This window comes from Streptomyces sp. NPDC079167 (genome assembly GCF_040686735.1).
GTDB lineage: Bacteria > Actinomycetota > Actinomycetes > Streptomycetales > Streptomycetaceae > Streptomyces.
Genome location: NZ_JBFBLO010000028.1, coordinates 1 through 26,440 on the forward strand (window position 1 = coordinate 1; position 26,440 = coordinate 26,440).

Consider the following 26,440-nt stretch of genomic DNA (forward strand, 5'->3'; position numbering starts at 1 on the left):
GCCGCGCACTACACCGGGCTGTGGCGGGCGCTGCGGTCGGGCGGACCCGTCGTCGTCCACGACTGCGGCACGCAGGCGTGGGTGCGGCCCCGTGGGGCGCCCGCCGGCGACTGCGAGTCATATCTGGATGGTCATCATCTCTTTCGTACGACCACGAAGTCGGCGAGCTCGGTGAGCTGCGCCCGCACTCGTTCCGGCATGTCGACGCCGTGCAGCGCCTCGATGGCTACCGCGTGCTGACGGCGGGCTTCCTGGGCGGTCCACTCACGGCCGCCCGCCTCCTCGATGAGTGCCGCACGGGCGGCGAACTCCTCTTCGGAGAAGCTGTCGAAGTCGTTGCTCTTCGCGTCGGCGGCGAGCAGCTCGCCCAGGCGTTCCGAGGCGGGTCCGCCCGCGGCGAGCGCGGCCACGACGGGCAGTGACTTCTTGCGCTGGCGCAGATCGCTCCACGTCTGCTTGCCCGTGGACTCCGGGTCGCCCCAGATCCCGAGCAGGTCGTCGACCGCCTGGAAGGCGAGGCCGAGGTGGTAGCCGTACGCCTCCAGGACGTCGGCCGTGCGGTCGTCGGCTCCGCCGAGCACGGCGCCGATGGAGACGGCGCAGGCGAGCAGGGCGCCCGTCTTGTTGCCCTCCATCTCCAGGCACTCCTCGACGGTAACCCGCTCGCGGTGCTCGTAGGAGATGTCCTGGGCCTGACCGTCGATCAGCTTGCGGCTGGCCGTGGTCAGCCGGCGGGCGGCCCGGCCGGCGTCGACGGTGCCGAGCTCCAGCAGGATCTCGTTGGCCAGCGCGAAGAGCGCGTCGCCGACGAGGATCGCCTGGGCGGGGCCGTGCACCTTCCACACGGTGTCACGGTGCCGGCGCTGCTCGTCGCCGTCCATCAGGTCGTCGTGCAGCAGCGAGAAGTTGTGCACGAGTTCGACAGCTACGGCTCCGGGAACGCCGGCCTCTGCCGGGGCGCCCGCCGCTTCCGCGGACAGCAGGGCCAGTGCGGGACGCACGGCCTTGCCGCCGTCACCGTCGGCCGGCCTGCCCTGGGCATCGATCCAGCCGAAGTGATAGGCCGCGACGGTGTCCATGGGCGGCGCCAGCCGGTCCACGGCAGCTCGCAGCACCGGCGCTGACAGGGCCCTTCCGCGCTCCAGAAGCGCGGTGACGTCCGTGGTGTCCGCCACGGTGTCGTAAGCCGGATTCGCCGGGGTCACAGACTCTCCTCTTGTTCCGGTGGTACTGCTCATGCCGCCTCCTGCAGCGGATGTTCGTGTGGCCGGCCGAGGGCCTGGAGCGCGGCGTCCGCGGCACTGAAGCCACTGCGGACGGCACCCTCCATCGTGGCGGGCCAGCCGGTGGCGGTCCATGCTCCCGCCAGGTGCAGCCCGGGTACGCGGGTGTGCGTGCCGGGCCGCAGGCGGCCCACGCCCGGCGTGGGTGCGAAGGTGGCGGTGCGTTCCCGGGTGACGAAGAAGTCGCGGATCCCGGCTCCTCGCGCCGCCGGGAGGAGCCGTTCGAGCTCGGGCAGGTAACGCTTGCGCAGTTCGGCGACGGGCAGGTCGATCTCGTCCTGCGCCGCGGACTGGGACACCGCGAGGTACTGTCCCGCGCCCTGGAGTCCCGAGGACGCCGTGCGGTCGAAGACCCACTGCACGGGTGAGCCGAGCGCGGCGAAGAACGGTCTGCGCAGTACCTTGCGGTCGTAGACGACGTGCACGTTGAGGATCGGTGCGTCGGTGAGGCCGAGCAGCCGGCCGGGGTCGTCGAGCGCGCCGTCGGGCAGCAGCCGGTGGGTCTCCCCCTGCGGCACGGCGAGGACGACGGTGTCCGCCTCGAACAGTTCGCCGTCGGTCCCGACGGCCCAGCGGCCGTCCTCGGCACGGGTGAGGGAGCCGGCCCGGGTGCGTACGCGGATCTCGACGCCCGCCGACTCGAGCGCCTTGCGGGCGAGGGTGTCGTGGAGGTCCCCGAGCGGCACGGCCGCCCAGCCGATGTCGGCGGCGCCCGGCTCGGAGAGGAGCCCCGTCTTGAAGACCATGGCGGCCAGCGCCATGGAGGCGTTCGGCGCGGTGGCGTTGAGCGTGGCGACGCCGACGAGGTCCCAGAGGGCCTCGATGGCGCGGCTCGACTGTCCCTGGCGGCGGAGCCACGTGGCGAAGTCGATGCCGTCGAGCGCGGGGTCGGCGGGGTCGAGCCGGCCCAGCGCCAGGGCGGCTCGGGCGACGCCCGCCTTCTCTGCGAGCGAGAGGTGCGGATAGGCGGCGAGCCCGCCGGCGAGGTGCAGCGGCACGGGCAGTCCGGTGCGGCGCAACCGGCCCAGGCGCGGTCCGGCGGGCCGGCCCACGTCGAGTACGGGCACGTCGAGGCGGTCCTGCAGCGGGGCGAGGTGGGCTCCTTCGATCCGGTCCAGGAACCAGCGGTAGCCCGTGCAGCAGCGGAGGTAGACGTGCTGGCCGTTGTCGACGGACAGGTCGCCGCGCCGGAAGGAGAAGGCGAGACCGCCGAGCCTGGGCCGGCCTTCGAGCAGGGTCACGTCAAGCCCCGCGTCGGCGAGACGCAGCGCCGAGGTGACGCCCGCGAGTCCGCCGCCGACGACCACTGCCCGGGAGGACCGGGGGTTCCGGCCGGTCATGCCTGCTCCCTTCGCCGTGTCGTCGCAGACAGGGACGCACCGCGACGCCTCGGGGTTGCCCGTCCCCGGACCCGGACCGGACCCGTCATCAGACCCTCCCCCTCGCCGTCCGGCGTGAGATGTAACGCGCGTCGAGACCCGACAGGCCGCGCACCGCAACGTACGCCTTCTCATGTCCGGGCAGCGAGACCCTGCCGCGCAGGACCGCCTCGGGATCGCGTTCGATCCGGTCGAGGAGCCGGCGGTAGATGCCGGCCATGGCGGCCACACAGGCGCCGCTGCGCCGGTCCAGCATGGGCAGCAGCCGGTAGCCCTCGGCGAAGAGCGCCCGGGCGCGCCGGACCTCGAAGTGCACCAGGCCGGCGAAGTCGGACCCGGGGGGCGGGGTGGCCCGGTGGAATCCGGCGGAACAGCCGAATTTCGCGAGGTCGTCGGCGGGGAGGTACGTACGCCCGTTGCCCGCGTCCTCGCGGACGTCGCGCAGGATGTTGGTGAGCTGGAGCGCGAGGCCGAGGGTGTCGGCGTACTCCGAGGCCCGTTCGGCACCGGGCGCGCCCGCTTCCGCCCCGAAGACGCCCAGGCTGAGCCGCCCGATGGCACCCGCGACGCACCGGCAGTACGCCTTGAGGTCGTCCCAGGTCTCGTAGGTCGCCCCGCGCACGTCCATCAGTACGCCGTCGATGAGCTCGTCGAGACCGCCGAGCGGCAGCGGGAACCGGTGCGCGGCGTCGGCCAGGGCGACCGCGACCGGGTCGGTGTCGTCCTCGTCGACCGCGTTGTCCCGGATCCGGACGAGCAGTCCCCGGGTGTCCTCCAGCCGGGTGCGCTTCGTCTCCGCGTCCAGTTCGCCGTCGCCGATGTCGTCGACCCGACGGGAGAAGGCGTACAACGCCGACATGGCCTGCCGCTTCTCGTACGGCAGCAGTCGGATGCCGTACGCGAAGTTGCGGGCCTGCTGTCCGGTCACGGCCTCGCAGTAGCTGTATGCGGCCTGTACCGGTGCCGACATGTACGTCGTCTGTCCCTCCACGGTCCGGCTCACCCCTCTCTGTGCGCTCTTCGCAGGACGTCTCCCACTTCGCGCAGCAGTCTGGGCGCGGTGGGTCTGGGCGGTCCGGGCAGTACGTCGAAGCCGGCGGCGGTGACCGCGCCGAGGGCGGCCCGTCCTCCGCCGACGAATCCGGCGAGCAGCAGCCTGAGCCGGCCGTGGACGCTGCCCACCAGGGGGATCCCCTCGTCCAGCAGGTCACGGGCGCGCTCCGCCTCGAACGCGATCAGCGCGCGCACAGCCGCGCCCGCGGACGGTGCCGCCAGGTCCCGTTCGCCGACGTGGAAGCGGGCCATGTCCTCGGCGGGCAGATAGATCCGGTCGCGTCCGAGGTCCTCGGCGACGTCCTGGAGGTGCTCGGCGATCTGCAGCGCGGTGCAGACGGCGTCGGAGCGGCGGATCCGCTCGGGGCTCGCGGTGCCGGTGATCTGCAGGACGAGGCGGCCGACGGGGTTGGCGGAGAGCTCGCAGTAGGCCAGCAGGTCCTCGTAGGTCCCGTAGCGGCGGACCTTCTGGTCCTGCCGGTTGGCCTCGACGAGCCCGAGGAAGGGTTCGGGGGTGAGCGCGCGGCGCCGCACGGTGGGGCGCAGGGCGCGCATCAGGGGGTGGTGCGGGCCGTCGCCCGTGGACCGGAAGACGCGGTACAGATCGGCTTCGAGCGCGTCCAGAGCGGCGAGGCGGTCCTCGGCCTGTCCGGGTTCGAGGCCGAGGTGGCGGGCGTCGGCGCCGCCGGGAGCCAGGTCGCCGTCACCGATGTCGTCGACGAGGCGGGCGAATCCGTAGACGGCCATCAGGTCGTCGCGCCATGCGCGGGGCAGGAAGAAGGGGGCCACGGGGAAGTTCTCGTCGGCGGCCTTGTCGAGCGTGGCGGTGGCGGCGTCGGCGCGCGCCTGCTGGGTACGGGTCACTGCGTACCGCCTGACGCGGGGACGGCGAAACCACGTCGGAGCTGGAGATTTTCCATCATTGCCGTCATATCTCCCGTTCTACACTGCTGACCCAAAACATCCCTTTTCGGACACGCCGCTCGTCCGGCCGAGTGCGACACGCACACAACGGGCGATGCGCGGGGGCGTATCACCCCACATAGCCGCGAATCAGCACCGTTACAGCTTACGTTGTACGGCTCACAGGACCGCGCCGGGGTGCAGCACGCCTTCGTGCCACGCATCGGCCGCCGTCAACTTTCCCCGGATCCAGAGCACTTGACGTCATCCGCCGGGAGGAGATCCATCCGGGGCGCCTACCGCCCCCGCTGGTCCGCCCGCGCGGGCCCGCACACCGTACGGCCCCCGCCGCTGCGCTCCGGCGGGGGCCGCACGACGCGACGGGCCTACTTGCCCGTCTCCCGCTCGTAGGCCTTCAGCACCTCTTCGGTGGGGCCGTCCATCAGGAGCTCGCCCTTCTCCAGCCACAGGACCCGGTCACAGGTGTCCCTGATGGTCTTGTTGTTGTGGCTGACCAGGAAGACGGTGCCGGCCTCCTTGCGCAGCTCGCGGATCCGCTCCTCGGAGCGGACCCGGAACTTCCGGTCGCCGGTGGCCAGGGCCTCGTCGATCATGAGGACGTCGTGGTTCTTCGCGGCCGCGATGGAGAAGCGCAGCCTGGCCGCCATGCCGGACGAGTACGTCCGCATGGGCAGCGTGATGAAGTCGCCCTTCTCGTTGATGCCGGAGAAGTCCACGATGTCCTCGTACCGCGCGCGGATCTCCTCGCGGCTCATGCCCATGGCGAGGCCGCCGAGCACGACGTTGCGCTCACCGGTCAGATCGCTCATCAGGGCCGCGTTGACACCGAGCAGCGACGGCTGGCCGTCGGTGTACACCTTGCCGTGCTCCGTCGGCAGCAGGCCGGCGATGGCCCGCAGCAGGGTGGACTTGCCGGAACCGTTGGTTCCGATAAGTCCGATGGCCTGGCCTCGGTAGGCGGTGAAGGAGACGCCCCGCACCGCGTGCACCTTGCGCACACCGCGCGGTTCGCCCTTGCCACGGCGCATGATCCGGCTCAGCGCCGCGGTGGCGCTTCCCTTGCCGCCACCGGTGCCGTTGACCCTGTACACGATGTGCACGTCGTCCGCGATCACGGTGGGGATGTGTCCCTGGGACTTTTCCTCAGCCACGGCCGTACCGTTCCTCTGCCTTCCAGAAGTACACGAAGCCCACGACGCCCACCACGAGCGCCCAGGCGAGCCCGACGGCCCAGACGTGCTGCGGCAGGTTCTCCGAGCCGTAGCCGTCGATCAGGGCGAAGCGGACGAGGTCCATGTAAATGGCCGCCGGGTTGTACTGCAGTACGTCGGCGATCCACTGCGGCTTGTCCGCCAGCATCACGGGAATCGAGAACATGACGCCCGAGGCGTACATCCAGGTACGCATCACGAACGGCATCAGCTGGGCGAGGTCAGGTGTCTTGCTGCCCAGCCGTGCCATGACGAGCGCCAGGCCGGTGTTGAAGAGGAACTGCATGGCCAGCGCCGGGACGACGAGCAGCCAGGAGAGCGCCGGGTAGCTGCCGAAGCCCACCGCCACGGCGATCAGCACGATCATCGAGTACAGCAGCTGCTGGAGCTGCTGGAGGGAGAAGGAGACGGGCAGCGACGCCCGGGGGAAGTGCAGCGCCCTGACCAGGCCGAGGTTGCCGGAGATGGAGCGCACCCCCGCCATGACCGAGCTCTGGGTGAAGGTGAAGACGAAGACACCGGTCACCAGGAACGGGATGAAGACCTCCTGGGTCATCCCCTTCCGGGTGCCCAGGATCAGCCCGAAGATCAGGAAGTAGACCAGGGCGTTCAGCAGCGGCGTGGCGACCTGCCACAGCTGGCCGAGCTTGGCCTGGCTGTACTGCGCGGTCAGCTTCGCCCTCGAGAACGCCAGGATGAAATGCCGACGGCCCCAGAGCTGCCGGATGTACGCGAACAGCCCTGGCCGGGCGCCGCTTACCGTCAAGCCGTACTTGTCGGCCAGCTGGGACGCGCTCAGTCCCTCGTCGGCGGACGGCGGGCTGCTCAGCGCAATCCCGCCGTCATGGGTCGTGTCACTCACAGTTAAGAACTCTCGTCTTCACAATGCGCAGCCGGTCGCGGGCGCGGCCTAGGCGGACAGGTTCCCCGTACTGGATGAATACGGTTCATGGTCTCAGAGGAGAGCCTCTCAGATCACCGGTGGCCGGCCCAGCCTGGTCAGCCGCCATACCGTACGCCACCTCATGGGGCGCCGGGGCCCGCAGGGCTTGGTCCAGCCTTCCCGGAAGCCCCCGAACCATGCTTTGAGGGCGGGCAGGGAGGGCCTGCGGACCAGCGTGAGGAGCAGCCAGACCCCGACGTAGAGGGGGACCAGCGGTGCGGGCAGGTTGCGGCGGGCGAGCCAGACGCGGTTGCGGGCCACCATGCGGTGGTAGACCGCGTGCCGCGAGGGAGCGGTCGTGGGGTGGTTGAGCACCATGTCCGAGCGGTACTCGATCATCCAGCCGGCGTCCAGGGCCCGCCACGCGAGGTCGGTCTCCTCGTGCGCGTAGAAGAACTCGGCGGGGAGGGGGCCTGCCTCGGCGATCACCTGGCTCCGCACCGCGTTCGCGCCGCCGAGGAACGTCGTCACGCGGGAGGAGCGCATCGGGTCCGAGGCCCGCAGCCTCGGCACGTGCCGTCGCTGGGTGACGCCGGTCTCGGGGTCCGCGATGCGGAAGGTGACGATTCCGAGCTTCGGGTCCGCCTCGAACGCCTGGCGGCAGAGCTCGGCGGTGTCGGTGTTCGGCAGATGCCCGTCGTCGTCGAGGAAGAGCAGGGCGTCCACATCGGCTCCGGACGGGCCGAAGGCCTCGATGCCGACGTTGCGGCCGCCGGGGATCCCCAGATTCTCGGGCAGCTCGACGGTCCGTACGCCCGGGGGGACGTCGGGTACCGGGGCGCCGTTGCCGACGACGACCACCTCGATCCGGTCGCCGTCCTGCTTGGCGACCGAATCGAGAAGGGCGCGCAGTTCGTCGGGGCGGTTGCCCATGGTGATGATGACCGCGCCGAGTTTCATGGGTGAGCTCACTTCAGCCTGCTGGACGCCAGGATCGACACCAGGTGCAGGACGGTCTGGAGAAGGGCGATGCCGGCCATGACCGCGACCGCGAGGCGGCTGAAGAAGAGGTCGTCCCTGACCACATCGAGCACGGCCACCACGAGGATCACGAAGGACGCCTCGATGCCGAGGATCAGCCGGTGGAACTTGAGCGCGCCGGCGGCCCGTCGGGCGAACGCCATACCGGAGGAGCGCGGCTCGGAAGCGGCTTCCTTGACGGGCGGCAGCCCGCCCTGGTGACGGGCGACGCCGACGAGGTCGGTCTCCGCCTTGATCAGGATGGCGCCCAGCGCGGCGAGGGTGCCCAGGAAGGCCCACAGCCAGTCGATGCGCCCGGGGCCCCACAGATCGGCGGCGCGCAGACCGAAGCCGACCAGCACCGCCGCGTCGCACAGATAGGCGGCCACCCGGTCCAGGTAGACCCCGCCCAGCGAGTACTGCTTCTTCCAGCGGGCCACCTCGCCGTCGACACAGTCGAACAGCAGGTAGAGCTGGACCGCGACCACGCCGAGCAGGGCCCCGGGGATACCCGGGACCAGCAGGGCGGGCGCCGCGAGCACGCCGGCGACGGTCATCACGTAGGTCAGCTGGTTGGGCGTGACCTTGGTGGTCACCAGGCGCCGGGTGATGCGCAGCGAGATCTCGCGCATGTAGAGCCGACCCGCCCAGTGCTCACCACTGCGCCGGTCCTTCACGCCCGGAGGGTGCACGACCGGACGGAGTTCAGCTATGGATGGCTTTTGCATAGTCGGCGTACGCGTCCCTGATCTGGTCGGTGGAAAAGTTGAGGTGCTCCAGGATCGTGAAGCGTCCCGGGCGCGTCTGCGGGGCGTAGTCCACGGCCCGCACGAATTCTTCGGGGGTGAAGCCGATCTCGTCGGGCAGCACCGGCAGCCCGTGGCGCCGCAGTACGGACGCCATGAGCAGCGACTCCTCGTGCGCGCCCCGCAGGTGCATCGCGAAGCAGGCGCCGAGGCCGACCTGCTCGCCGTGGCTGGCCGCGCGCTTCGGGTACAGCAGGTCGAAGGCGTGGTTGATCTCGTGGCATCCGCCCGAGGCGGGACGCGAGTCCCCCGCGATCGACATCGAGATGCCGGTCAGGACGAGCCCTTCGGCCAGCACCTTGAGGAAGGCGTCGTCGCCGACCCCGCCGGGGTGGCGCAGGACCGCCTCGCCCGCCTGGCGGGCCATGGCGGCCGCGAGGCCGTCGATGTCCTCGCCGCGCACCTCGTGGGCGAGCTCCCAGTCGGCGACGCACGAGATGTTGGAGACCGCGTCGCCGATGCCGGAGCGCACGTAGCGCGCGGGCGCCTCGCGGATCACGTCGAGGTCGATGACGACGGCGATCGGGGTGGGGACCCCGTAGGAGCCCCGTCCGTTGTCGTTGTCCAGGGTGGCGACCGGGGAGCAGAGCCCGTCGTGGGAGAGGTTCGTCGCGACGGCGACCATGGGCATGCCCACGCGCGCCGCGGCGTACTTCGCCACGTCGATGATCTTTCCGCCGCCGAGGCCGACCACGGCGTCGTAGCGGTTGCCCTTGATGCCGTCGGCCAGCCGCACCGCGGAGTCGATCGTGCCGTCGGCGACGGGGTACCAGTCGGCGCCCGGCAGCACCGGGGCGAGCCTCTCGCGCAGGGCGCGCCCGGAGCCTCCGCTGATCGCGATGGCGAGCTTGCCCGAGGCGGAGATCCGCTGGTCGGCGAGGAGACCGGCCAGATCGTCCATCGCGCCGCGCCTGATGTCGACGACGACCGGGGACGGGATGAGGCGGGTCAGTACCGGCACGCGATCTCCCTGCCCCTGGCGAGATCGTCGTGGTTGTCGATCTCCACCCAGGTCACCTCGCCGATGGGCGCGACGTCGACGGTGAAACCGCGGTTCACGAGCTCCTGGTAGCCGTCCTCGTAGTAGAGGTCGGGGTCGCGCTCGAAGGTGGTCCTCAGCGCGTCGGCGAGCTCCTCGGCCGCCTCGGGCTCGATCAGCGTCACGCCGATGTACTCGCCGGTCGCGGTGGCCGGGTCCATCAGCTTGGTGATCCGGCTGACGCCCTTGCCGTCCTCGGTGATGACCTTCATCTCCTCGTCGGCGAGGGTCTTCACCGTGTCGAGGGCGAGGATGATCTTCTGGCCCTTGCCGCGTGCGTCCAGGAGGGTCTTCTCGACGGAGACCGGGTGCACGGTGTCGCCGTTGGCGAGGATGACGCCCTGCTTCAGGACCTCACGCGCGCACCAGAGGGAGTAGGCGTTGTTCCACTCCTCGGCCTTGTCGTTGTCGATGAGGGTCAGCGTCACGCCGTACTTCGCCTCGAACTCGGCCTTGCGGGCGTAGACCGCCTCCTTGCGGTAGCCGACGACGACCGCGACCTCGGTGAGTCCGACCTCGGCGAAGTTGGCCAGTGTCAGGTCCAGGACCGTCTTCTCGCCGTCCACCGGGACCAGGGCCTTGGGCAGCGTGTCCGTGTAGGGACGCAGACGGCGTCCGGCACCTGCAGCCAGTACGAGGCCGATCATGCGAGTTCTCCTTCGTCGTGTACGGCGGGGGCCGAGGACGACACCCAGAAGCGGATGGACTCCACGAGCACCACCAGAGCCACGGCGGCCGCGAGCGCGGTCAGCGCCGTGGTGAAACCTGAACCGGAGGTCAGTACGGCGGCGAGTACGGCCACGACCAGGGTCCGGCCCTCGTGCCCGCCGATGGTGCGCACCAGCCACTGGGGCGGCGCTCCGGTGCCGCCCCGGATGCGGTACACCGTGTCGTAGTGATGGTAGGCGACGGCCGAAACCAGGCCGAATGCCGCAGGAACGGCGTGCGGTACGTCACTGCGGGCGGCCAGCACCAGGATCGTGCAGTATTCGGCGGCCCGGAAGAGCGGGGGGACGAGCCAGTCGAGCGCGCCCTTGAGCGGCCTGGAGACGGCCAGTCCCGAGAGGGCCGCGTACACCGCGGCGGCGCCCACGGTCAGCCAGCCGCCGTAGGGGGCGAACAGTGCCGCGGCGACCATGACCAGCGCCCCGGCGAACGCCAGGAGCGGGGCCGTGAAGCCGCCGCCCGGGCGCCGGAGCACGGCGGCGACGGCCTGGGCGACCGGACCGGAGTCGGCCAGCTCGGCCAGGGCGCGGGCGGCGCGGTCGGTGCGCCGGGCCTTACGGGTCAGCGAGCGCAGCAGCCGGCCCGCCGTGGTGTAGCAGGCGGCCAGGGCGCAGCCGATGAGCAGGGCGTAGAAGACGATCCGGGGTGTGGTCACGGCGGTGAGCACGGCGATCATGGCCCAGCGTTCGCCGATGGGCAGCACTATCATCCGGCGCAGCCAGACCGTCCAGCCGACGCTGTCGAGCTTGTCGGAGAGCGCGGCGGTGGGGCTGGTGTTGGAGACCGCGTCGTGGTTGGCCTCGTTGAACGAGAAGTCGACGACATGGCGGCAGGCCTGGAGCACCATCGCGCCGAGCGCGAGGACCCATACGTCGTCGCCGCCCCGGGCGGCGCCGAGGGCGAGCCCCGCGTAGTACGCGTACTCCTTGGCCCGGTCGAAGGTGGCGTCCAGCCAGGCACCCATCGTCGAGTACTGGAGCGAGTAGCGGGCGAGCTGCCCGTCGGTGCAGTCCAGGACGAAGGAGAAGAGCAGGAGTATCCCGGCCGCGACATAGCCGCCGCGGGTGCCGGTCGCCGCGCTGCCGGCCGCGATGAGCGCGGTGATCAGCGAGGCGGTGGTGACCTGGTTCGGGGTGAGGCCCCGGCGGGCGCACCAGCGGGCGATGTAACGGGAGTACGGGCTGATGAAGAACGTGGTGAAGAAGCCGTCGTGGGCCTTGACCGCGCTGCGCAGCCGAACGGCTTCGTCGTCGACGGCGGAGACGGCGGCCTGCGCGGCGCCACGCTCCTCGGGCCCGGTGGGCACGGCGGCGGTGAGGGAACCGAGCTCGGGGCGCTGCACCGCGGTGCCCTCCGCGTCCAGCGCGACGGCCAGCCGGCCGGGCACGGTGCGGTCCTCGGCGACGGGTTCGAGGCCGGGAGGCGCGACGGGGCTTCCCGCGCCGACGGCGGCCACGGCCCGCTGCAGCGCGCGGAGCAGCGCCGGGCGGGCCTCGGGCTGCGCGGTGAGCGCTCCGGGGATCGACGCGGCGGCGAAGCGGGGGTCGGTGAGTCCGAGCCTGAGCGCGTGGACATGGCCGACGAAACGGGGGTCCACGAGCGCGACGCGCCTGCTCGCGGGGACTGCTGCGAGCAGGTCGGCGGCCTCGGAGGCGTCGGCTGCGGCAGTCACGTCGAAGCCGAGTGACCGCAGATCGTCCTCGAGCGACGATCCGGGTACCGGCGCACCGGTGAGGATGGCGGTCGACAGACGAACTCACTCCTTGGCACTGAAACGGGAACGGCGCGCGGACACCTGCGGCCCGGAGGTGGGCCGGTGGCGCGTCGGCTGAGGCTATCGGATGAACGGAAGACCGAGTTCACCGCCCGTTCGTGCTCCGTTCGGCCGAATCGGCCATCATGCGGCGCCGTTCGCGATCATCATCGTCGATCAAGGCCTCGCCCCACAAACCGCGTCGGGCGAACGCATAAGCTGACGTGCATGACGTGGTTGATCACTGGCGGAGCCGGTTACATCGGGGCACATGTGGTGAAGGCCATGACGCGGGCCGGGGAAGAGGTCGTCGTGCTCGACGACCTCTCGACGGGCATCGAGGCGCGGCTGCCCGCGGACGTCGTGCTGGTGCGCGGCTCGGCCTCGGACCGCGGGCTCCTCGACAGGGTCCTGGCGGAACACGCGGTCACGGGTGTGCTGCATCTCGCGGCGAAGAAGCAGGTCGGCGAGTCCGTCGAGAAGCCACTGCTCTACTACCGGGAGAACGTGGCCGGGCTCGGGGTACTGCTGGAGGCCGTGGTCGCGGCGGGGGTGCCGCGCTTCCTCCTCTCCTCGTCCGCGGCGGTGTACGGCGTCCCGGACGTGGATCTCATCACGGAGGAGACTCCGTGCGCACCGATCAATCCGTACGGCGAGACCAAGCTCGCCGGGGAGTGGCTGGTGCGCGCGACGGGGCGGGCCCACGGCGTCTCGACGGCCTGCCTGCGCTACTTCAACGTGGCGGGGTCGGCCGAGCCCGGGCTGTCCGACACGGGGGTCTACAACGTCGTACCGATGTTCTTCGACCGGCTGACGCGGGGCGAGGCGCCGCGGGTCTTCGGTGACGACTATCCGACGCCGGACGGCACCTGCGTACGCGACTACGTCCATGTCGCCGATCTGGCGGAGGCGCACCTCGCGGTCGCCAGGCACCTGGCCACGACCTCGGACGGCGGTGACCTCACGGTGAACATCGGCCGGGGCGAGGGCGTGTCCGTGCGCCGGCTCGCCGAGCTGGTGGGCGAGGTCACCGGCCTGCGCACGGAGCCGGTGGTCGAGCCGCGCAGGCCCGGGGACGCGGCCCGGGCGGTCGCGTCCGCGGCCAGGATGACCGAGGAGCTGGGCTGGACGGCCCGCCGGGACGTCCGCGAGATGGTGGAGTCGGCCTGGGAGGGCTGGTGCCTCCAGCACCCCGAGGCCCGCGCAGCGCGGTGAGGGGCAGGGCCCCGGCGACACGCTGACCTGCGATCGTTTTCGCAGGTCAGAGCACATGACAACGGTGTTCAGTGCCGTGTTGCCCCTTACCCCGCCCCCGTAGTTCACTGGCCGCATCGGCGAGGCGCGTCAGACGTGTCCGAGGGGCACGACGGCTGTACGGAGGCGTTCACATGGGGGCTGGCCACGATCACGGGCACACGCACGGAGGGCCGCCCCCCACGGGGACGGCCGCCGCCGCGTACCGGGGCCGCCTCCGGGTCGCCCTGGGCATCACGCTCGGCGTCATGGTCATGGAGATCGTCGGCGGGCTGCTGGCGGACTCTCTCGCCCTGATCGCGGACGCGGCCCATATGGCCACCGACGCGGTGGGACTGGGCATGGCCCTGCTGGCCATCCACTTCGCCAACAGGCCCGCGGGTCCCAATCGCACCTTCGGTTTCGCCCGAGCCGAGATCCTGGCCGCGCTGGCCAACTGTCTGCTGCTGCTGGGCGTCGGCGGCTATCTGGTCTTCGAGGCGGTCGAGCGCTTCATCACCCCGGCCGAGACCCGGGGCGGCCTGGCCATCGCGTTCGCCGCCGTCGGTCTGGTCGCCAACGTCGTCTCCCTGTCCCTGCTGATGCGCGGGCAGCGGGACAGCCTCAACGTGCGGGGGGCCTATCTGGAGGTCGTCGCCGACACGCTCGGCTCTGTGACGGTGCTGGTGGCGGCAGGCATCATCATGGCCACCGGCTGGCAGGCCGCCGACCCCATCGCCTCGCTGCTGATCGGCCTGATGATCGTCCCCCGTACGGTGAAGCTGCTGAGGGAGACGCTCGACGTACTGCTGGAGTTCGCGCCCAAGGGGGTCGACATGGACGAGGTGCGCGCCCACATCACGGCCCTCCCCGGTGTGCTGGACGTCCACGACCTGCACGCCTGGACGATCACCTCGGGCATGCCCGTCCTCTCCGCCCACGTGGTGGTGCACCAGGAGATGCTGGACTCGATCGGGCACGAGAAGCTCCTGCACGACCTCCAGAGCTGCCTCGGCAGCCACTTCGACGTCGAACACTGCACCTTCCAGCTGGAGCCCAGCGGGCACCAGGAGCACGAAGCGCGGCTCTGCCACTGAGGGCCGCGGCCGGCGCCCTCCTGCCCAAGGGTCCCCGGCTCGGCCTGACGCCGGGTCCGTCCTGTTGCGCCCCTCCTGCGCGGCAGGACGGACATGCCAGCACCCGAAGTGCGGACAAGCGGCTTTTGTACGGCAGACTTGACCGCACTCGAGGGGCCCGGCGCACGAGGCGGGGAACCAAAGCGAAGGATGGGTATGCCGACCACACCAGCAACCGCGGCGAACAGCTCGTCGAACGGCACAGCAGACGCGATCATGCTCGAACTGGTCGACGAGAACGGCACCACCATCGGCACCGCGGAGAAGCTCGCCGCGCACCAGGCCCCCGGCCAGCTCCACCGGGCGTTCTCCGTCTTCCTCTTCGACGAGCAGGGGCGGTTGCTGCTGCAGCGCCGGGCGCTCGGCAAGTACCACTCCCCCGGAGTGTGGTCGAACACCTGCTGCGGCCACCCGTACCCGGGCGAGGCACCGTTCGCGGCTGCCGCCCGGCGTACGTACGAGGAGCTGGGGGTCTCGCCCTCGCTGCTCGCCGCGGCGGGCACGGTCCGCTACAACCATCCCGATCCGGCGTCCGGCCTGGTCGAGCAGGAGTTCAACCACCTCTTCGTCGGCCTGGTGCAGGAGCGGCTGCGGCCGGACGAGGAGGAGGTCGGTGAGACGGCCTTCGTGACCGCCGGTGAGCTCGCGGAGCGGCACGCCGCCGCGCCGTTCTCGGCGTGGTTCATGACCGTGCTGGATGCCGCGCGGCCCGCGGTCAGGGAGCTGACGGGACGGTCCGCGGGCTGGTGAGGCCGCTCGCGCTGCCGGGGGCGGTCAGAGCTGCGTCTTCAGGGGCAGCGCCGCCCAGATGATCTTGCCGCCCCCCGCGGTGTGCTCCACGTCGCAGGTGCCACCCGCCTCGGCGGTGATCTCACGGACCAGGAGCAGTCCGCGGCCGCCGGTCTGCGCGTAGTCGGTGACCAGCGCCGTGGGACGGTAGGGGTGGTTGTCCTCGACGGAGACCCGGATCCATTCCGCGCCGATGGCGACCTCGACGGCCAGCTCGGGCGAGAGCAGTGCCGCGTGCCGGACCGCGTTGGTGACCAGTTCGGACACGATCAGCAGCAGCCCCTGGAGGATGTCGTCCCCGACGGGCACGCCCTGCCGGTCGAGCAGGTCCCGGACGGCGTGCCGCGCCTGTGGTACCGAGACGTCGACGGCGGGGGCTGTGAAGCGCCACACCCCCTCGTACGACACGGGATGGGCCGGAACACTCCCACGGCTCTCCATGGACCGCCACCCGCTCTCGATTCGCATGTCACTGACCATCGAGTAATGAGTGTCGGGAAGAGTGTGGTCCGGACTGCGGCACTGACCACAAGTGGTCATTTCTGGGAGCAATTTGACCGGGTGAGTATGACAGCGTCAGGTGATTGGACTGCTTCTCGCCCTCTTCGGGCATCATCCGGTCCGTCACCGGACTGACGCCCCGTCGCCCGCCGTCGCCGGGAGCGGCCGGTTCACCGGTCGGGGCCGCACGGATAACATCCGGCACATGGACCTCAGGGAGCAGGCGGTTCGGACGGAGCCGCGACTGGAGCACTCGGTCGTGGACGGCGTCGCCACCGTCGTCATCAGCAACCCCGCCAAGCGCAACGCCATGAGCGCGGACATGTGGCAGACGCTGCCCGTGCTGCTGGAGGGGCTGGCCGCCGACCCCGGCGTGCGGGTCCTCGTGCTCACCGGCGCCGGTGACACCTTCTGCGCGGGCGCGGACATCGCCTCCCTCCAGGACCCCGGCGGGCGGCCGCAGTCGCTGGCCGTCCGGGCGGAGGAGGCCCTGGCGGCCTTCCCGCGGCCCACGCTGGCCGCCGTACGCGGGTACTGCGTGGGCGGCGGCAGCCAGCTGGCGGCCGCCTGCGACCTGCGGTTCGCCGAGGAGGGCGCTTCCTTCGGCGTCACCCCGGCCAAGCTCGGGATCGTCTATCCCTCGTCGTCCACGCGCCGGCTGGTCGCGCTGGTCGGCCCGGCCACCGCGAAGTTCCTGCTGTTCTCCGGGGAGCTGATCGGGACGGAGCGGGCGCTGCGCACGGGGCTGGTGGACGAGGTCCTGCCGGAGGGCGGGCTGGCGGCCCGCGTCTCCGCGTTCGCGCGGGTCATCGCGTCGCGTTCGCAGCTGACCCAGGCCGCGGCGAAGGAGTTCGCCGACGGCCGCGAGGACCGGGACGCGCACTGGGCGCGGCAGGCACGCGGCAGCGGCGACACCGCCGAGGGGGTCGCCGCCTTCCTGGAGCGCCGCACCCCCCGCTTCACCTGGACGACGGCGGATGCCGGGGCCGCGCCTACTCCCGGATGAAGCGGCTCTTCGCCCGCCACTCCTCGACCATGGCCGCCGGAGCCTTCGCCGGCGAACCGCAGTCGTAGGGCGGCTGGGGGTCGTACTCGGTCAGCAGCTGGACGGTCCGGGCGTGGTCGTCACCCGCGATCCTGCCGAGCAGGGTCAGACCCATGTCGATGCCGGAGGAGACACCGGCGGCGGTGACGTACTTCCCGTCGGTCACCACCCGCTCGTCCGTCGGCTCGGCCCCGAAAACCTTCAGGACGTCGAGGGCCAGCCAGTGCGAGGTGGCGCGCCGGCCGGTGAGCAGCCCGGCGGCGGCGAGCAGCAGGGAGCCCGTGCAGACAGAGGTCGTCCAGGTGCTGGTGGCGTCCGCCGTCCGGAGCCAGCCGAGCAGCGTCCCGTTCTCCATCTGGTCGCTCTGGCCGGGTCCTCCCGGCACGAGCACCACGTCGGGGGCGGGCACGTCGGCGAGAGCCCGGTCGGCGACGAGCGAGAGGCTGCCGCTGTCGTTGCGCACGGGTCCTGGCCGCTCGGCGACGAAGACGGGCTCGGCGCCAGGGGCCCGGCTGAGCATCTCGTACGGGCCCACCGCGTCGAGTGCGGTGAAGCGGTCGAAGAGGACGATGGCGATCTGCACGGGTGTTCCTTCCGTCGGTGCTGTGGTGGCCGGGGCTTTTCAGGCGGGCTGGGAACGGAAGCGGCGCCGGTATTCGGCGGGCGCGGTCCCGAGGGCCTTGACGAAGGCGCGCCGCATCGCTTCCGGGGTGCCGTAACCGCTGGCCCGGGAGATCCCGGTGACGCCGTCGGTCGTGTCCTCCAGCAGGCGACGGGCCTGTTCGAGGCGTACGCGCTCGACGTACCGGCCGGGGGTGAGACCTGTCTCGGCCTGGAAGGCGCGGGCGAAGTGGCGGGGCGAGAGCCGCGCGCGTTCCGCGAGTGCCTCCACCGAGAGGTCGGCGTCCGGGTGCTCGGAGATCCAGTGCTGGAGCTCGCGGAGGGGTTCACGTACGGCGGTCTGTGCGGTGAGCTGGGCGCTGAACTGCGCCTGGTTGCCGGGGCGCCGGAGGAAGACCACGAGATGGCGGGCGACGGTGAGCGCCACGTCCCGTCCGTGTTCCTCCTCGACCAGGGCGAGCGCGAGGTCGATGCCGGCGGTGACGCCGGCGGAGGTCGCCAGCCGTCCGTCGCGTACGAAGATCGGGTCGGGGTCCACGCGCACCGCCGGGTACGCCCTGGCGAGCGCCTCGCAGACGGACCAGTGGGTGGTCACCCGGTGACCGTCGAGCTGGCCGGCCTCGGCGAGGAGGAGCGCGCCGGTGCACACCGACACCAGCTGCCGCGCCCGGGGGCCGTGGGTGCGGATCCAGTCGACCAGCTCGGGGGCAGGTGTCCTCGTGCCCGCGCCTCCCGGCACGAGGAGCAGATCAGGCGCCGGGGCGTCCGCGAGCCTGCCGTCGGGGACCAGCGTGAGGCCGCTGGAGCAGCGGACCGGCGCTCCGTCGAGCGAGGCGGTCCGCAGGTCATAGGCGACGCCGGGGAAGCGGGAAGCACCCGCGAAGACCTCCATCGGGCCGCTCACATCGAGGCTCTGGACGCCCTCGAAGAGGACGACGAGTACGGATCGCTGCTGCATGCCCTTCATCCTGGGCGGACGGACCGATGGCCGCAATGACGAGTTTCCCACCTTTCCTGCCATGAGTGCCTCACGGCCGCTCCGGCCCTGTACCGCGTACCGACCAGTCGGTAACGTGCGGGCATGAGTACTCTTCCGCCACGTGCCGGACGCCGCTGCCACAACGCGCTCAATCCGCTGCACTCCTGTGTCTACTTCTCCCCCGACCTCGGCAAGGAGTTCGGGGAGCTCGGCGTCGACGACGAGAGCCGGGTCTACTTCGCCGCGCGCGGCGCGGCCCTGGGTGCGGCGGGAGCGGGTGCGGTCACCGCGACCTTCTACAACTTCAACCACGAGCTGGTGGCCCGCCATCTGCCTGCCGTCTGGTCGGACATCACCCCCCGGGCGGCACTGGACGCCCGTCTGCGGGCCGCCGACTCGACCCTGCGCCGGGTGCTCGGCGAGGAGACCCTCGCGTCCCCCGGGATGGCGGAGGCGGCCCGCCTGGCCCTGACGGCCGCCGAGGCATGCACCCGCCACGCCCGGCCCCTGTACGCCGCGCACGCGGATCTGGAGGTGCCGGAACAGCCGCACCTGGCCTACTGGCACGCGGCGACGCTGCTGCGCGAGCACCGCGGCGACGGGCACCTGGCCGCCCTCCTGGCGGCCGGTCTCGACCCCGTCGAGGCCCTGGTGAGCCACACCGCCACCGGCAGGGGCATGGCGCCGCGCTGGATCCTCGCCACCCGTGGGTGGCGGCGTACCGACTGGGACGCGGCGGTGGAGCGGCTGCGCGGCCGGGGTGTCCTGGACGCGGCGGGCGAGCTGACCGAGGCGGGCACCGCGCTCAGGGCGGATCTGGAGGAGGCGACGGACCGGATGGACGCCGCGCCGTACGAGCACCTGGGCGCCGACGGCGTGGAGAGGCTCACCGAGCTGGGCCGGGGATTCCTGTTCGCCGCCGCCTCGGCGGGCGCGTTCCCGGACGATCTGGTCGGCAAGGGCTGAGCCCGCACACGTTTACGACGCGGAGAACCGGCCAGGCGCAGGACACACCCTACGAAGGAGGCACACCGTGTTCCGTGCGATCGCAAACGCTCTGAGTACCGTCGGCTCGGCCATTGCCACCGTGGTGACTCTGCCCTTCCGGCTCCTGGCGAGCCTCTTCGGCGGCGCGTCGCGCAGCGGCAGGACCCGGCGCGCCTGACCGAACCCTCCGGCACGACGTCGGGGCCGTGTCCGAGCAGGTCACGCGACACGGCCCCCGGCCACCCGGCACAATGCAGGCGAAGGGGCCCACCGGGTGTGGACCACCCCAGTGGCACAGCCAGCACAGCCAGTACGAGAAGGCGAGTCGGGAAAACCGTGACGACGTCCATCGAAGGCAGGATCGCCGAGGAGCTCGGCGTACGTGAGCGTCAGGTGAAGGCGGCCGTCGACTTGCTCGACGGCGGGTCGACCGTGCCGTTCATCGCGCGCTACCGCAAGGAAGCGACCGAGATGCTCGACGATGCGCAACTGCGCACGCTCGAGGAGAGGCTGAGGTATCTGCGAGAACTCGAGGACCGCCGCACGGCGGTCCTCGAGTCCGTCCGTGAGCAGGGCAAGCTCGACGCCACCCTGGAGGCGCGGATCCGGGCGGCCGACACCAAGGCGCGGCTGGAGGACATCTACCTGCCGTTCAAGCCGAAGCGCCGGACGAAGGCGCAGATCGCGCGCGAGGCCGGCCTGGAGCCCCTGGCCGACGGGCTGCTCGGCGACCCGTCCGTGGATCCGCTCGTCGCCGCCGCGGCGTTCGTCGACCCCGGGAAGGGCGTGGCGGATCCGGCTGCGGCGCTGGAGGGTGCCCGGGCGGTCCTGGCCGAGCGCTTCTCGGAGGACGCCGATCTGACCGGCGAACTGCGTGAGCGCATGTGGTCGCGCGGCAGGGTCCTCGCGAAGGTGCGGGACGGCAAGGAGGAGGCGGGCGCGAAGTTCGCCGACTACTTCGACTTCGCCGAGCCCTTCACGGCGCTTCCCTCGCACCGCGTCCTCGCGATGCTCCGGGGTGAGAAGGAGGACGTCCTCGACCTGGTCCTGGAGCCGGAGGAGCCGTCGGAGCAGCCCGGCCCCTCCTCGTACGAGAACATGATCGCCCGCCGGTTCGGGGTCGCGGACCGCGGCCGGCCGGGGGACAAATGGCTGGGCGACACGGTCCGCTGGGCCTGGCGGACCCGGATCCTCGTGCACCTGGGGATCGACCTGCGGCTGCGGCTGCGCACCGCAGCGGAGGACGAGGCCGTGCGCGTCTTCGCGTCGAACCTGCGTGATCTGCTGCTCGCCGCCCCGGCCGGCACCCGGGCGACGCTGGGGCTCGACCCCGGATTCCGTACGGGTGTGAAGGTCGCCGTCGTGGACGCGACCGGCAAGGTCGTCGCGACGGATGTCATCCACCCGCATGTGCCCGCGAACAAGTGGGACCAGTCGCTCGCCACACTGGAGCGGCTGGCCAGGGAACACCAGGTCGACCTGATCGCGATCGGGAACGGCACCGCTTCCCGCGAGACCGACAAGCTCGCGGGTGAGCTCTGCGACAGGCACCCGGAGCTGGGCCTCACCAAGGTGATGGTCTCGGAGGCGGGCGCCTCCGTGTACTCGGCGTCGGCCTTCGCCTCGCAGGAACTCCCGCACATGGACGTGTCGTTGCGCGGAGCGGTCTCCATCGCGCGCCGGCTCCAGGACCCGCTGGCCGAGCTGGTGAAGATCGACCCGAAGTCGATCGGCGTCGGCCAGTACCAGCACGACCTGTCCGAGGTGAAGCTGTCGCGCTCCCTGGACGCCGTGGTCGAGGACTGTGTGAACGGCGTCGGCGTCGACGTCAACACGGCGTCCGCACCGCTGCTTTCGCGGGTGTCGGGCATCGGCTCCGGGCTGGCGGAGAACATCGTGGCCCACCGGGACACCAACGGCCCGTTCCGCTCCCGCCGGGCGCTCAAGGACGTGGCACGGCTGGGCCCGAAGGCGTACGAGCAGTGCGCGGGCTTCCTGCGGATCCGGGGCGGGGACGACCCGCTGGACGCGTCGAGCGTGCATCCCGAGGCGTACCCCGTGGTGCGGACGATGGTGAAGCGGACGGGCGGTGACGTGGCCTCGCTGATCGGCAGCACCGAGGTTCTCCGGTCGTTGCGGCCGGACGACTTCGTGGACGAGAAGTTCGGTCTGCCGACGGTCACGGACATCCTGAAGGAGCTGGAGAAGCCGGGCCGGGATCCCCGGCCCGCCTTCCGGACGGCCACCTTCAAGGAGGGCGTCGAGAAGCTCGGGGACCTGACTCCCGGAATGGTGCTGGAGGGTGTCGTCACGAATGTCGCGGCGTTCGGCGCGTTCGTGGACATCGGTGTCCACCAGGACGGTCTGGTCCACGTGTCGGCGATGTCGCGGACGTTCGTCAAGGACCCGAGGGACGTCGTGAAACCGGGTGACATCGTCAAGGTGAAGGTCATGGACGTCGACATCCCGCGCAAGCGCGTCTCCCTGACCCTGCGGCTCGACGACGAGGCCGGGGCGGACCGGAGCGGCGGACAGGGGCCCCGGCGCGAGAAGGGCGGCCAGGGCGGCGGCGGGGAGCGGCCCCCGCGCCAGCGGCAGGCGCAGGGCGGTGGCCAGGGGGCCCGCCAGGCCGGCGGCCAGGGCCGCGACCGGCGCGGAGGTGGCGGCCGGAGTGGTGGCGCCCCGCGTCCGGCGGCCGCGCCGGCCAACAGCGCGATGGCGGACGCGCTGCGGCGGGCCGGACTGGGCGGCTCCGACTCGGGCGGCCGCAAGCGCTGAGCGGGACCACGGCGACGGGCGGGCAGGAGCTTCTCCTGCCCGCCCGTCGCCGTTACTGATCGTCCGTCCCGCTGTATTGACCGCTACGGATGAGTGACGTACGGTCACGGCGATTCATGTACGCGAACTCAGTTCATCATGCAGATTTCTGCATCAGAACCGGAGACGGCTTCACCACTGCGCCAACCACCGCACCACCCACCGTCAGGTGCCTGCGGAGAATACCGCAGGCGGTGAAAGGGATGCCTAGTGAATACAGAGAATCAGCAGGTCAGAAGACGGGGCGGCCGCGCGGCCGCCACCCTCGTCGCCATCGTCTCCCTGCTCGCCGCAGGGCTCACCGCACTCTTCGCCACCGGATCCGCCTCGGCAGCTCCCGCCGCAGGCTCGTACAGCCTGGCGAACGCCGCCAGCGGTCTGTGTCTGGGAGTGCCGGGCTCCAGCACCTCCGCGGGGACGCAGCTCGCGCAGAGCGCGTGCAGCGGCGCCGCCGCACAGACCTGGAAGCTCACCGCCTCGGGCAGCGGCTACACCCTGGCCGCGGCGAACAGTGCCAAGTGCGCCGGAGTGCGGGGCGCCTCCACGAGTGCCGGCAAGGCCGTGGAGCAGCAGAACTGCAGCGGTGCGGCCACCCAGGTCTGGACCCTGACCGCGGTCAGCGGCAACACCTACCGGGTCGTCAACAGCAACGGCGGCAAGTGCCTGAACGTGAAGGACAGCTCGACGGCGTCCGGCGCCCTGGTCCAGCAGAACTCCTGCGACTCGGTGACGAGCAAGAGCTGGACCTTCACCGCCTCGGGCACCGTTCCGACGGACCCGCCCACCGACCCGACGGACCCGCCGACCGACCCGCCCACGGACCGGCCGTCGTGGCCGGCCGCCAACGGCAGCCAGGCCGTCTCGTCGACCATCGAGGTCTCGGGCACGTACGACGGGGGCATGAAGCGGCTGTACGGCAGCGGTGACCTGGGCAGCGGCGGTCAGGACGAGGACCAGCCGCCGATGATCAAGCTGGCGGACGGCGCCACCCTGCAGAACGTCATCCTGGGTGCCCCGGCCGCCGACGGAGTGCACTGCGCGGGCACCTGCACGATCAAGAACGTCTGGTGGGAGGACGTGGGCGAGGACGCCGCGACCTTCCGCGGCGGCTCCTCCTCGACGGTCCGCACGATCGACGGCGGCGGCGCGAGGCTGGCCGAGGACAAGGTGTTCCAGCACAACGGAGTCGGCACCCTGGTCGTGAAGAACTTCCAGGTCGACGACTTCGGCAAGCTGGTCCGTTCCTGCGGCAACTGCTCCACCCAGAACGCCCGGCACATCCAGCTCCAGAACATCTGGGCGACGGCCCCCGGCACGAGCCTGGTCGGCATCAACACGAACTACGGCGACACGGCCCGGATCTCGGATGTCACGATCTACGAGGACGGCGACCGTGACATGAAGATCTGCACCAAGTACAAGGGAACGACGAGCGGCGAGCCGAGCGAGATCGGCTCGGGTGCGGACGGCACCAACTGCATCTACTCCTCGTCCGAGATCAGTTACGTCGACTGACACGCGGACCGGCCGGGCCCGTCCCTCCCCGGGAGGGACGGGCCCCTCGCGGTCAGCCGGACTCGGTGACCTTGCCGTCGGAGACCTCGACACGACGGGTCGTGCGGACGGCATCGAGCATCCGCCGGTCGTGCGTCACCAGCAGCAGCGTCCCGGTGTACGCCTCCAGCGCCGACTCCAGCTGTTCGATCGCCGGCAGGTCCAGGTGGTTCGTCGGTTCGTCCAGCACGAGCAGGTTGACGCCCCTCCCCTGGAGGAGCGCGAGCCCCGCACGGGTGCGCTCGCCCGGGGAGAGCGTCGTGGCGGGCCGCAGCACGTGGCCGGCGCGCAGGCCGAACTTGGCGAGCAGCGTGCGCACCTCGGCGGGCTCGGTGTCGGGGACGGCCGCGCAGAAGGCGTCCAGCAGGCTCTCCGTGCCGTGGAACAGCTCGCGGGCCTGGTCGACCTCGCCCACCACGACGCCCGAGCCGAGCGAGGCGTGGCCCGCGTCGAGGGGGAGCCGTCCGAGGAGGGCGGCGAGCAGGGTGGACTTGCCCGCCCCGTTGGCCCCGGTGATGGCGACCCGGTCGGCCCAGTCGATCTGCAGGGTGGCCGGCCCGAAGGAGAAGTCCCCGCGGACGACTGCGGCGTCGCGGAGCGTGGCCACGACGGAACCGGAGCGCGGCGCGGAGGCGATCTCCATCCGCAGCTCCCACTCCTTGCGGGGTTCCTCGACGACGTCGAGGCGCTCGATCATGCGCTGCGTCTGCTTGGCCTTGGCGGCCTGCTTCTCGCTGGCCTCACTGCGGAACTTGCGGCCGATCTTGTCGTTGTCGGTGGCCTTGCGGCGGGCGTTCTTGACGCCCTTGTCCATCCAGCCCCGCTGCATCTGGGCGCGGCCCTCGAGCGCGGAGCGCTTGTCGGCGTACTCCTCGAACTCCTCGCGGGCGTGGGTGCGGGCGCGTTCGCGCTCCTCCAGGTAGGAGGCGTAACCGCCGCCGTAGAGATTGATCTCCTGCTGGGCCAGATCGAGTTCCAGGACCTTGGTGACCGTACGCATCAGGAACTCGCGGTCGTGGCTGACGACGACGGTGCCCGCGCGCAGTCCTGACACGAAACGCTCCAGGCGCTCCAGGCCGTCGAGGTCCAGGTCGTTGGTGGGCTCGTCGAGCAGGAAGACGTCGTAGCGCGACAGCAGCAGCGAGGCCAGGCCGGCGCGGGCCGCCTGGCCGCCGGAGAGGGCCGTCATCGGGAGGTCGAGGCCGATGGTCAGGCCGAGGTCGGCGGCGACCTCCTCGGCGCGTTCGTCCAGGTCGGCGCCGCCGAGCGCGAGCCAGCGCTCCAGCGTCTCGGAGTACGCGTCGTCGGCGCCGGGCGCTCCGTCGACCAGGGCCTGGGTGGCGGCGTCCATGGCGGCCTGGGCGTCGGCGACCCCGGTGCGGCGGGCGAGGAACTCCCGTACGGACTCACCCGCGCGGCGCTCGGGCTCCTGCGGAAGGTGTCCGACGGTCGCGGTGGGCGGGGAGAGCCTCAGCTCGCCCTCCTCCGGCCGGTCGAGCCCCGCGAGCAGGCGGAGCAGCGAGGATTTGCCGGCGCCGTTGGCTCCGACGAGACCGATCACGTCGCCGGGCGCGACCACGAGGTCGAGTCCCGCGAAGAGTGTGCGGTCGCCGTGCCCGGCGGCGAGTTCCTTGGCGACGAGGGTGGCAGTCATCAGGGTGCTGATCCTAACCAACCGCGGGGGCCGGTCCTCCCGCCGGACGGGGGTGCGAGCATGGGCCTCCCGTCCCCGGCGCGCGCGGGACGGCATGGAGACAGGGGTGAACACGGTGGCGGACGTGATCGTGGTGGGCGGCGGGGTCAGCGGGCTGACCACGGCTTTGCTGCTGGCGGAGCGCGGCCTGCGGGTGCGCGTCTGGTCCAGGGACCCGGCGGCGGCCACGACCTCGGCCGTGGCCGGCGCGCTCTGGTGGCCGTACCGCATCGAGCCGGAGGCGCTGGTGGGTGACTGGTCGCTCGAAACGCTCCGGGTGTACGAGGAACTGGCCGCCGCCCCCGCCGAGACGGGCGTCCGTATGGTCGCCGGGGTGCACGGGGGCGAACGCCTGGCCGCGCTCGGGCCGTGGGCCCGGGCCCTGGAGGGCGCGTCCGAGGTGGCGGAGGGGCTGCGGGTCACGCTTCCGCTGATCGACATGCCGGCCCATCTGCGCTGGCTGGAGGGCAGGCTGTCCGCCGCGGGGGGCGTGGTCGAGCGGCGTACGGTACGTGGCTTCGCGGAGGCGGCGGCCGAGGCGCGGGTGGTCGTGAACTGCACCGGGCTCGGCGCGCGCGAACTGGTTCCCGACGCGGGGGTGCGGCCTGTGCGCGGACAGTTGGTGGTGGTGGAGAACCCCGGAATCGAGGAGTGGTTCACCGAGGCGGATCCGGCGTCGAGCGCGACGACGTATCTCTTCCCGCAGCCGGGCGGGCTGGTGCTGGGCGGCACGGCGGAGACGGACGACGCGCGCACCGCTCCCGATCCGCGTACGGCCGCGGAGATCGTGGCGCGGTGCGCGCGGATCCGGCCGGAGATCGCGGGGGCCCGGGTCATCGGCCACCGGGTCGGGCTGCGGCCGGCCCGTGACGCCGGGGTACGCATCGAGGCGGAGGAGCTGCCGGGCGGCGGGCTGCTGGTGCACAACTACGGCCACGGGGGCGCCGGGGTGACGGTGGCCCGGGGCTGTGCGCGGACGGCGGCCCAGCTGGTGTGCTGAGCCGCGAT

Annotated in this window: 24 protein-coding genes and 1 pseudogene; 10 read left to right on the forward strand and 15 right to left on the reverse strand. The window is 71.7% G+C overall.

Annotated features, from left to right (window positions below; genetic code table 11):
• Window positions 1-87, forward strand: a pseudogene (locus AB0P41_RS34460) (ATP-binding protein); the annotation flags it as partial.
• Between the two features lie 47 nt (window positions 88-134).
• Here AB0P41_RS34460 and AB0P41_RS34465 read toward each other — a convergent pair.
• The 11 genes from AB0P41_RS34465 to AB0P41_RS34515 all read right to left on the reverse strand — a co-directional run bounded on the left by AB0P41_RS34465 (window position 135) and on the right by AB0P41_RS34515 (window position 11,996).
• Window positions 135-1,238, reverse strand: coding sequence for a polyprenyl synthetase family protein (locus tag AB0P41_RS34465; RefSeq protein ID WP_356715840.1), 1,104 nt, complete (start codon window positions 1,236-1,238; stop codon window positions 135-137).
• Window positions 1,235-2,623 (reverse strand): hydroxysqualene dehydroxylase HpnE, encoded by a 1,389-nt coding sequence (gene hpnE, locus AB0P41_RS34470; RefSeq protein WP_365936033.1) that lies wholly within the window; start codon window positions 2,621-2,623, stop codon window positions 1,235-1,237. The genes AB0P41_RS34465 and hpnE overlap by 4 nt, the downstream gene beginning before the upstream one ends.
• Window positions 2,624-2,711: 88 nt before the next feature.
• Entirely contained in the window at window positions 2,712-3,632 is a 921-nt protein-coding gene (gene hpnD / locus AB0P41_RS34475) for a presqualene diphosphate synthase HpnD (RefSeq protein ID WP_356715844.1), read from the reverse strand.
• A gap of 29 nt (window positions 3,633-3,661) precedes the next feature.
• Window positions 3,662-4,579 (reverse strand): squalene synthase HpnC, encoded by a 918-nt coding sequence (gene hpnC, locus AB0P41_RS34480; RefSeq protein ID WP_356715846.1) that lies wholly within the window; start codon window positions 4,577-4,579, stop codon window positions 3,662-3,664.
• A 425-nt stretch (window positions 4,580-5,004) separates the two neighbouring features.
• Window positions 5,005-5,790: an ABC transporter ATP-binding protein gene (locus AB0P41_RS34485; protein ID WP_356715848.1), complete on the reverse strand. Its 786-nt coding sequence runs from the start codon at window positions 5,788-5,790 to the stop codon at window positions 5,005-5,007.
• Entirely contained in the window at window positions 5,783-6,712 is a 930-nt protein-coding gene (locus tag AB0P41_RS34490) for an ABC transporter permease (protein ID WP_356715850.1), read from the reverse strand. Before AB0P41_RS34490 ends, AB0P41_RS34485 begins: the two co-directional genes overlap by 8 nt.
• Window positions 6,713-6,820: 108 nt before the next feature.
• The gene (locus AB0P41_RS34495; RefSeq protein ID WP_365936034.1) at window positions 6,821-7,693 is read right to left on the reverse strand and encodes a glycosyltransferase family 2 protein; all 873 of its coding nucleotides are present in this window, start codon (window positions 7,691-7,693) and stop codon (window positions 6,821-6,823) included.
• Between the two features lie 8 nt (window positions 7,694-7,701).
• Window positions 7,702-8,481, reverse strand: a complete 780-nt coding sequence (locus tag AB0P41_RS34500) for a CDP-alcohol phosphatidyltransferase family protein (RefSeq protein ID WP_356715853.1) — start codon at window positions 8,479-8,481, stop codon at window positions 7,702-7,704.
• Window positions 8,459-9,520 carry an iron-containing alcohol dehydrogenase family protein gene (locus AB0P41_RS34505; RefSeq protein ID WP_356715855.1) on the reverse strand — a complete coding sequence of 354 codons (1,062 nt, stop codon included), beginning with the start codon at window positions 9,518-9,520 and terminating at the stop codon, window positions 8,459-8,461. Before AB0P41_RS34505 ends, AB0P41_RS34500 begins: the two co-directional genes overlap by 23 nt.
• Window positions 9,508-10,245 (reverse strand): phosphocholine cytidylyltransferase family protein, encoded by a 738-nt coding sequence (locus AB0P41_RS34510; RefSeq protein WP_356715857.1) that lies wholly within the window; start codon window positions 10,243-10,245, stop codon window positions 9,508-9,510. The genes AB0P41_RS34505 and AB0P41_RS34510 overlap by 13 nt, the downstream gene beginning before the upstream one ends.
• The gene (locus AB0P41_RS34515; protein WP_356715859.1) at window positions 10,242-11,996 is read right to left on the reverse strand and encodes a DUF5941 domain-containing protein; all 1,755 of its coding nucleotides are present in this window, start codon (window positions 11,994-11,996) and stop codon (window positions 10,242-10,244) included. Before AB0P41_RS34515 ends, AB0P41_RS34510 begins: the two co-directional genes overlap by 4 nt.
• Before the next feature lie 309 nt (window positions 11,997-12,305).
• Here AB0P41_RS34515 and galE point away from each other — a divergent pair, with 309 nt between their 5' ends.
• The 3 genes from galE (at window position 12,306) to idi (ending at window position 15,196) form a co-directional block, all read left to right on the forward strand.
• Window positions 12,306-13,292 carry a UDP-glucose 4-epimerase GalE gene (gene galE / locus AB0P41_RS34520; protein WP_356715861.1) on the forward strand — a complete coding sequence of 329 codons (987 nt, stop codon included), beginning with the start codon at window positions 12,306-12,308 and terminating at the stop codon, window positions 13,290-13,292.
• Window positions 13,293-13,465: 173 nt separating this feature from the next.
• Window positions 13,466-14,407, forward strand: coding sequence for a cation diffusion facilitator family transporter (locus tag AB0P41_RS34525; RefSeq protein ID WP_365936035.1), 942 nt, complete (start codon window positions 13,466-13,468; stop codon window positions 14,405-14,407).
• Between the two features lie 195 nt (window positions 14,408-14,602).
• A complete protein-coding gene (idi, locus tag AB0P41_RS34530; RefSeq protein ID WP_356715865.1) occupies window positions 14,603-15,196 on the forward strand; it encodes an isopentenyl-diphosphate Delta-isomerase in 594 nt (197 codons plus the stop codon).
• 24 nt (window positions 15,197-15,220) lie between these two features.
• On the opposite strand, the gene AB0P41_RS34535 is transcribed toward idi, so the two are convergent.
• Entirely contained in the window at window positions 15,221-15,676 is a 456-nt protein-coding gene (locus AB0P41_RS34535) for an ATP-binding protein (RefSeq protein WP_356715966.1), read from the reverse strand.
• Between the two features lie 265 nt (window positions 15,677-15,941).
• On the opposite strand from AB0P41_RS34535, the gene AB0P41_RS34540 reads away from it, so the two are divergent.
• A complete protein-coding gene (locus AB0P41_RS34540) occupies window positions 15,942-16,742 on the forward strand; it encodes an enoyl-CoA hydratase-related protein (RefSeq protein WP_365936036.1) in 801 nt (266 codons plus the stop codon).
• Here the strand turns inward: AB0P41_RS34540 and AB0P41_RS34545 are convergent.
• The gene (locus tag AB0P41_RS34545) at window positions 16,729-17,364 is read right to left on the reverse strand and encodes a DJ-1/PfpI family protein (RefSeq protein ID WP_365936037.1); all 636 of its coding nucleotides are present in this window, start codon (window positions 17,362-17,364) and stop codon (window positions 16,729-16,731) included. The genes AB0P41_RS34540 and AB0P41_RS34545 overlap by 14 nt on opposite strands.
• A 39-nt stretch (window positions 17,365-17,403) precedes the next feature.
• Complete coding sequence (locus tag AB0P41_RS34550; RefSeq protein WP_365936038.1) at window positions 17,404-18,360, reverse strand: GlxA family transcriptional regulator; 957 nt, start codon at window positions 18,358-18,360, stop codon at window positions 17,404-17,406.
• Between the two features lie 123 nt (window positions 18,361-18,483).
• Between AB0P41_RS34550 and AB0P41_RS34555 the strand changes: the two genes are divergently transcribed.
• From AB0P41_RS34555 to AB0P41_RS34570, 4 genes are all read left to right on the forward strand, one after another.
• Window positions 18,484-19,347 carry a hypothetical protein gene (locus tag AB0P41_RS34555; protein WP_365936039.1) on the forward strand — a complete coding sequence of 288 codons (864 nt, stop codon included), beginning with the start codon at window positions 18,484-18,486 and terminating at the stop codon, window positions 19,345-19,347.
• Window positions 19,348-19,414: 67 nt separating this feature from the next.
• Window positions 19,415-19,546: an LPFR motif small protein gene (locus tag AB0P41_RS34560; RefSeq protein ID WP_356715874.1), complete on the forward strand. Its 132-nt coding sequence runs from the start codon at window positions 19,415-19,417 to the stop codon at window positions 19,544-19,546.
• A 158-nt stretch (window positions 19,547-19,704) separates the two neighbouring features.
• Window positions 19,705-22,146: a Tex family protein gene (locus tag AB0P41_RS34565; protein ID WP_365936040.1), complete on the forward strand. Its 2,442-nt coding sequence runs from the start codon at window positions 19,705-19,707 to the stop codon at window positions 22,144-22,146.
• 249 nt (window positions 22,147-22,395) lie between these two features.
• Window positions 22,396-23,700 (forward strand): pectate lyase, encoded by a 1,305-nt coding sequence (locus AB0P41_RS34570; protein ID WP_365936041.1) that lies wholly within the window; start codon window positions 22,396-22,398, stop codon window positions 23,698-23,700.
• 52 nt (window positions 23,701-23,752) lie between these two features.
• Here the strand turns inward: AB0P41_RS34570 and AB0P41_RS34575 are convergent, their stop codons facing one another.
• Window positions 23,753-25,393 carry an ABC-F family ATP-binding cassette domain-containing protein gene (locus tag AB0P41_RS34575; protein ID WP_356715880.1) on the reverse strand — a complete coding sequence of 547 codons (1,641 nt, stop codon included), beginning with the start codon at window positions 25,391-25,393 and terminating at the stop codon, window positions 23,753-23,755.
• 106 nt (window positions 25,394-25,499) lie between these two features.
• Between AB0P41_RS34575 and AB0P41_RS34580 the strand changes: the two genes are divergently transcribed.
• Window positions 25,500-26,432, forward strand: a complete 933-nt coding sequence (locus tag AB0P41_RS34580; protein WP_365936042.1) for an FAD-dependent oxidoreductase — start codon at window positions 25,500-25,502, stop codon at window positions 26,430-26,432.
• Window positions 26,433-26,440: the final 8 nt, after the last annotated feature.

Coding starts and splice junctions, on each gene's coding strand:
- AB0P41_RS34465 (WP_356715840.1), bottom strand. CDS start 1,238: ATGAGCAGTACCACCGGAACAAGAGGAGAGTCTGTGACCCCGGCGAAT.
- hpnE (WP_365936033.1), bottom strand. CDS start 2,623: ATGACCGGCCGGAACCCCCGGTCCTCCCGGGCAGTGGTCGTCGGCGGC.
- hpnD (WP_356715844.1), bottom strand. CDS start 3,632: ATGTCGGCACCGGTACAGGCCGCATACAGCTACTGCGAGGCCGTGACC.
- AB0P41_RS34495 (WP_365936034.1), bottom strand. CDS start 7,693: ATGAAACTCGGCGCGGTCATCATCACCATGGGCAACCGCCCCGACGAA.
- AB0P41_RS34500 (WP_356715853.1), bottom strand. CDS start 8,481: ATGCAAAAGCCATCCATAGCTGAACTCCGTCCGGTCGTGCACCCTCCG.
- AB0P41_RS34510 (WP_356715857.1), bottom strand. CDS start 10,245: ATGATCGGCCTCGTACTGGCTGCAGGTGCCGGACGCCGTCTGCGTCCC.
- galE (WP_356715861.1), top strand. CDS start 12,306: ATGACGTGGTTGATCACTGGCGGAGCCGGTTACATCGGGGCACATGTG.
- AB0P41_RS34525 (WP_365936035.1), top strand. CDS start 13,466: ATGGGGGCTGGCCACGATCACGGGCACACGCACGGAGGGCCGCCCCCC.
- idi (WP_356715865.1), top strand. CDS start 14,603: ATGCCGACCACACCAGCAACCGCGGCGAACAGCTCGTCGAACGGCACA.
- AB0P41_RS34535 (WP_356715966.1), bottom strand. CDS start 15,676: ATGGAGAGCCGTGGGAGTGTTCCGGCCCATCCCGTGTCGTACGAGGGG.
- AB0P41_RS34540 (WP_365936036.1), top strand. CDS start 15,942: ATGGACCTCAGGGAGCAGGCGGTTCGGACGGAGCCGCGACTGGAGCAC.
- AB0P41_RS34550 (WP_365936038.1), bottom strand. CDS start 18,360: ATGCAGCAGCGATCCGTACTCGTCGTCCTCTTCGAGGGCGTCCAGAGC.
- AB0P41_RS34555 (WP_365936039.1), top strand. CDS start 18,484: ATGAGTACTCTTCCGCCACGTGCCGGACGCCGCTGCCACAACGCGCTC.
- AB0P41_RS34575 (WP_356715880.1), bottom strand. CDS start 25,393: ATGACTGCCACCCTCGTCGCCAAGGAACTCGCCGCCGGGCACGGCGAC.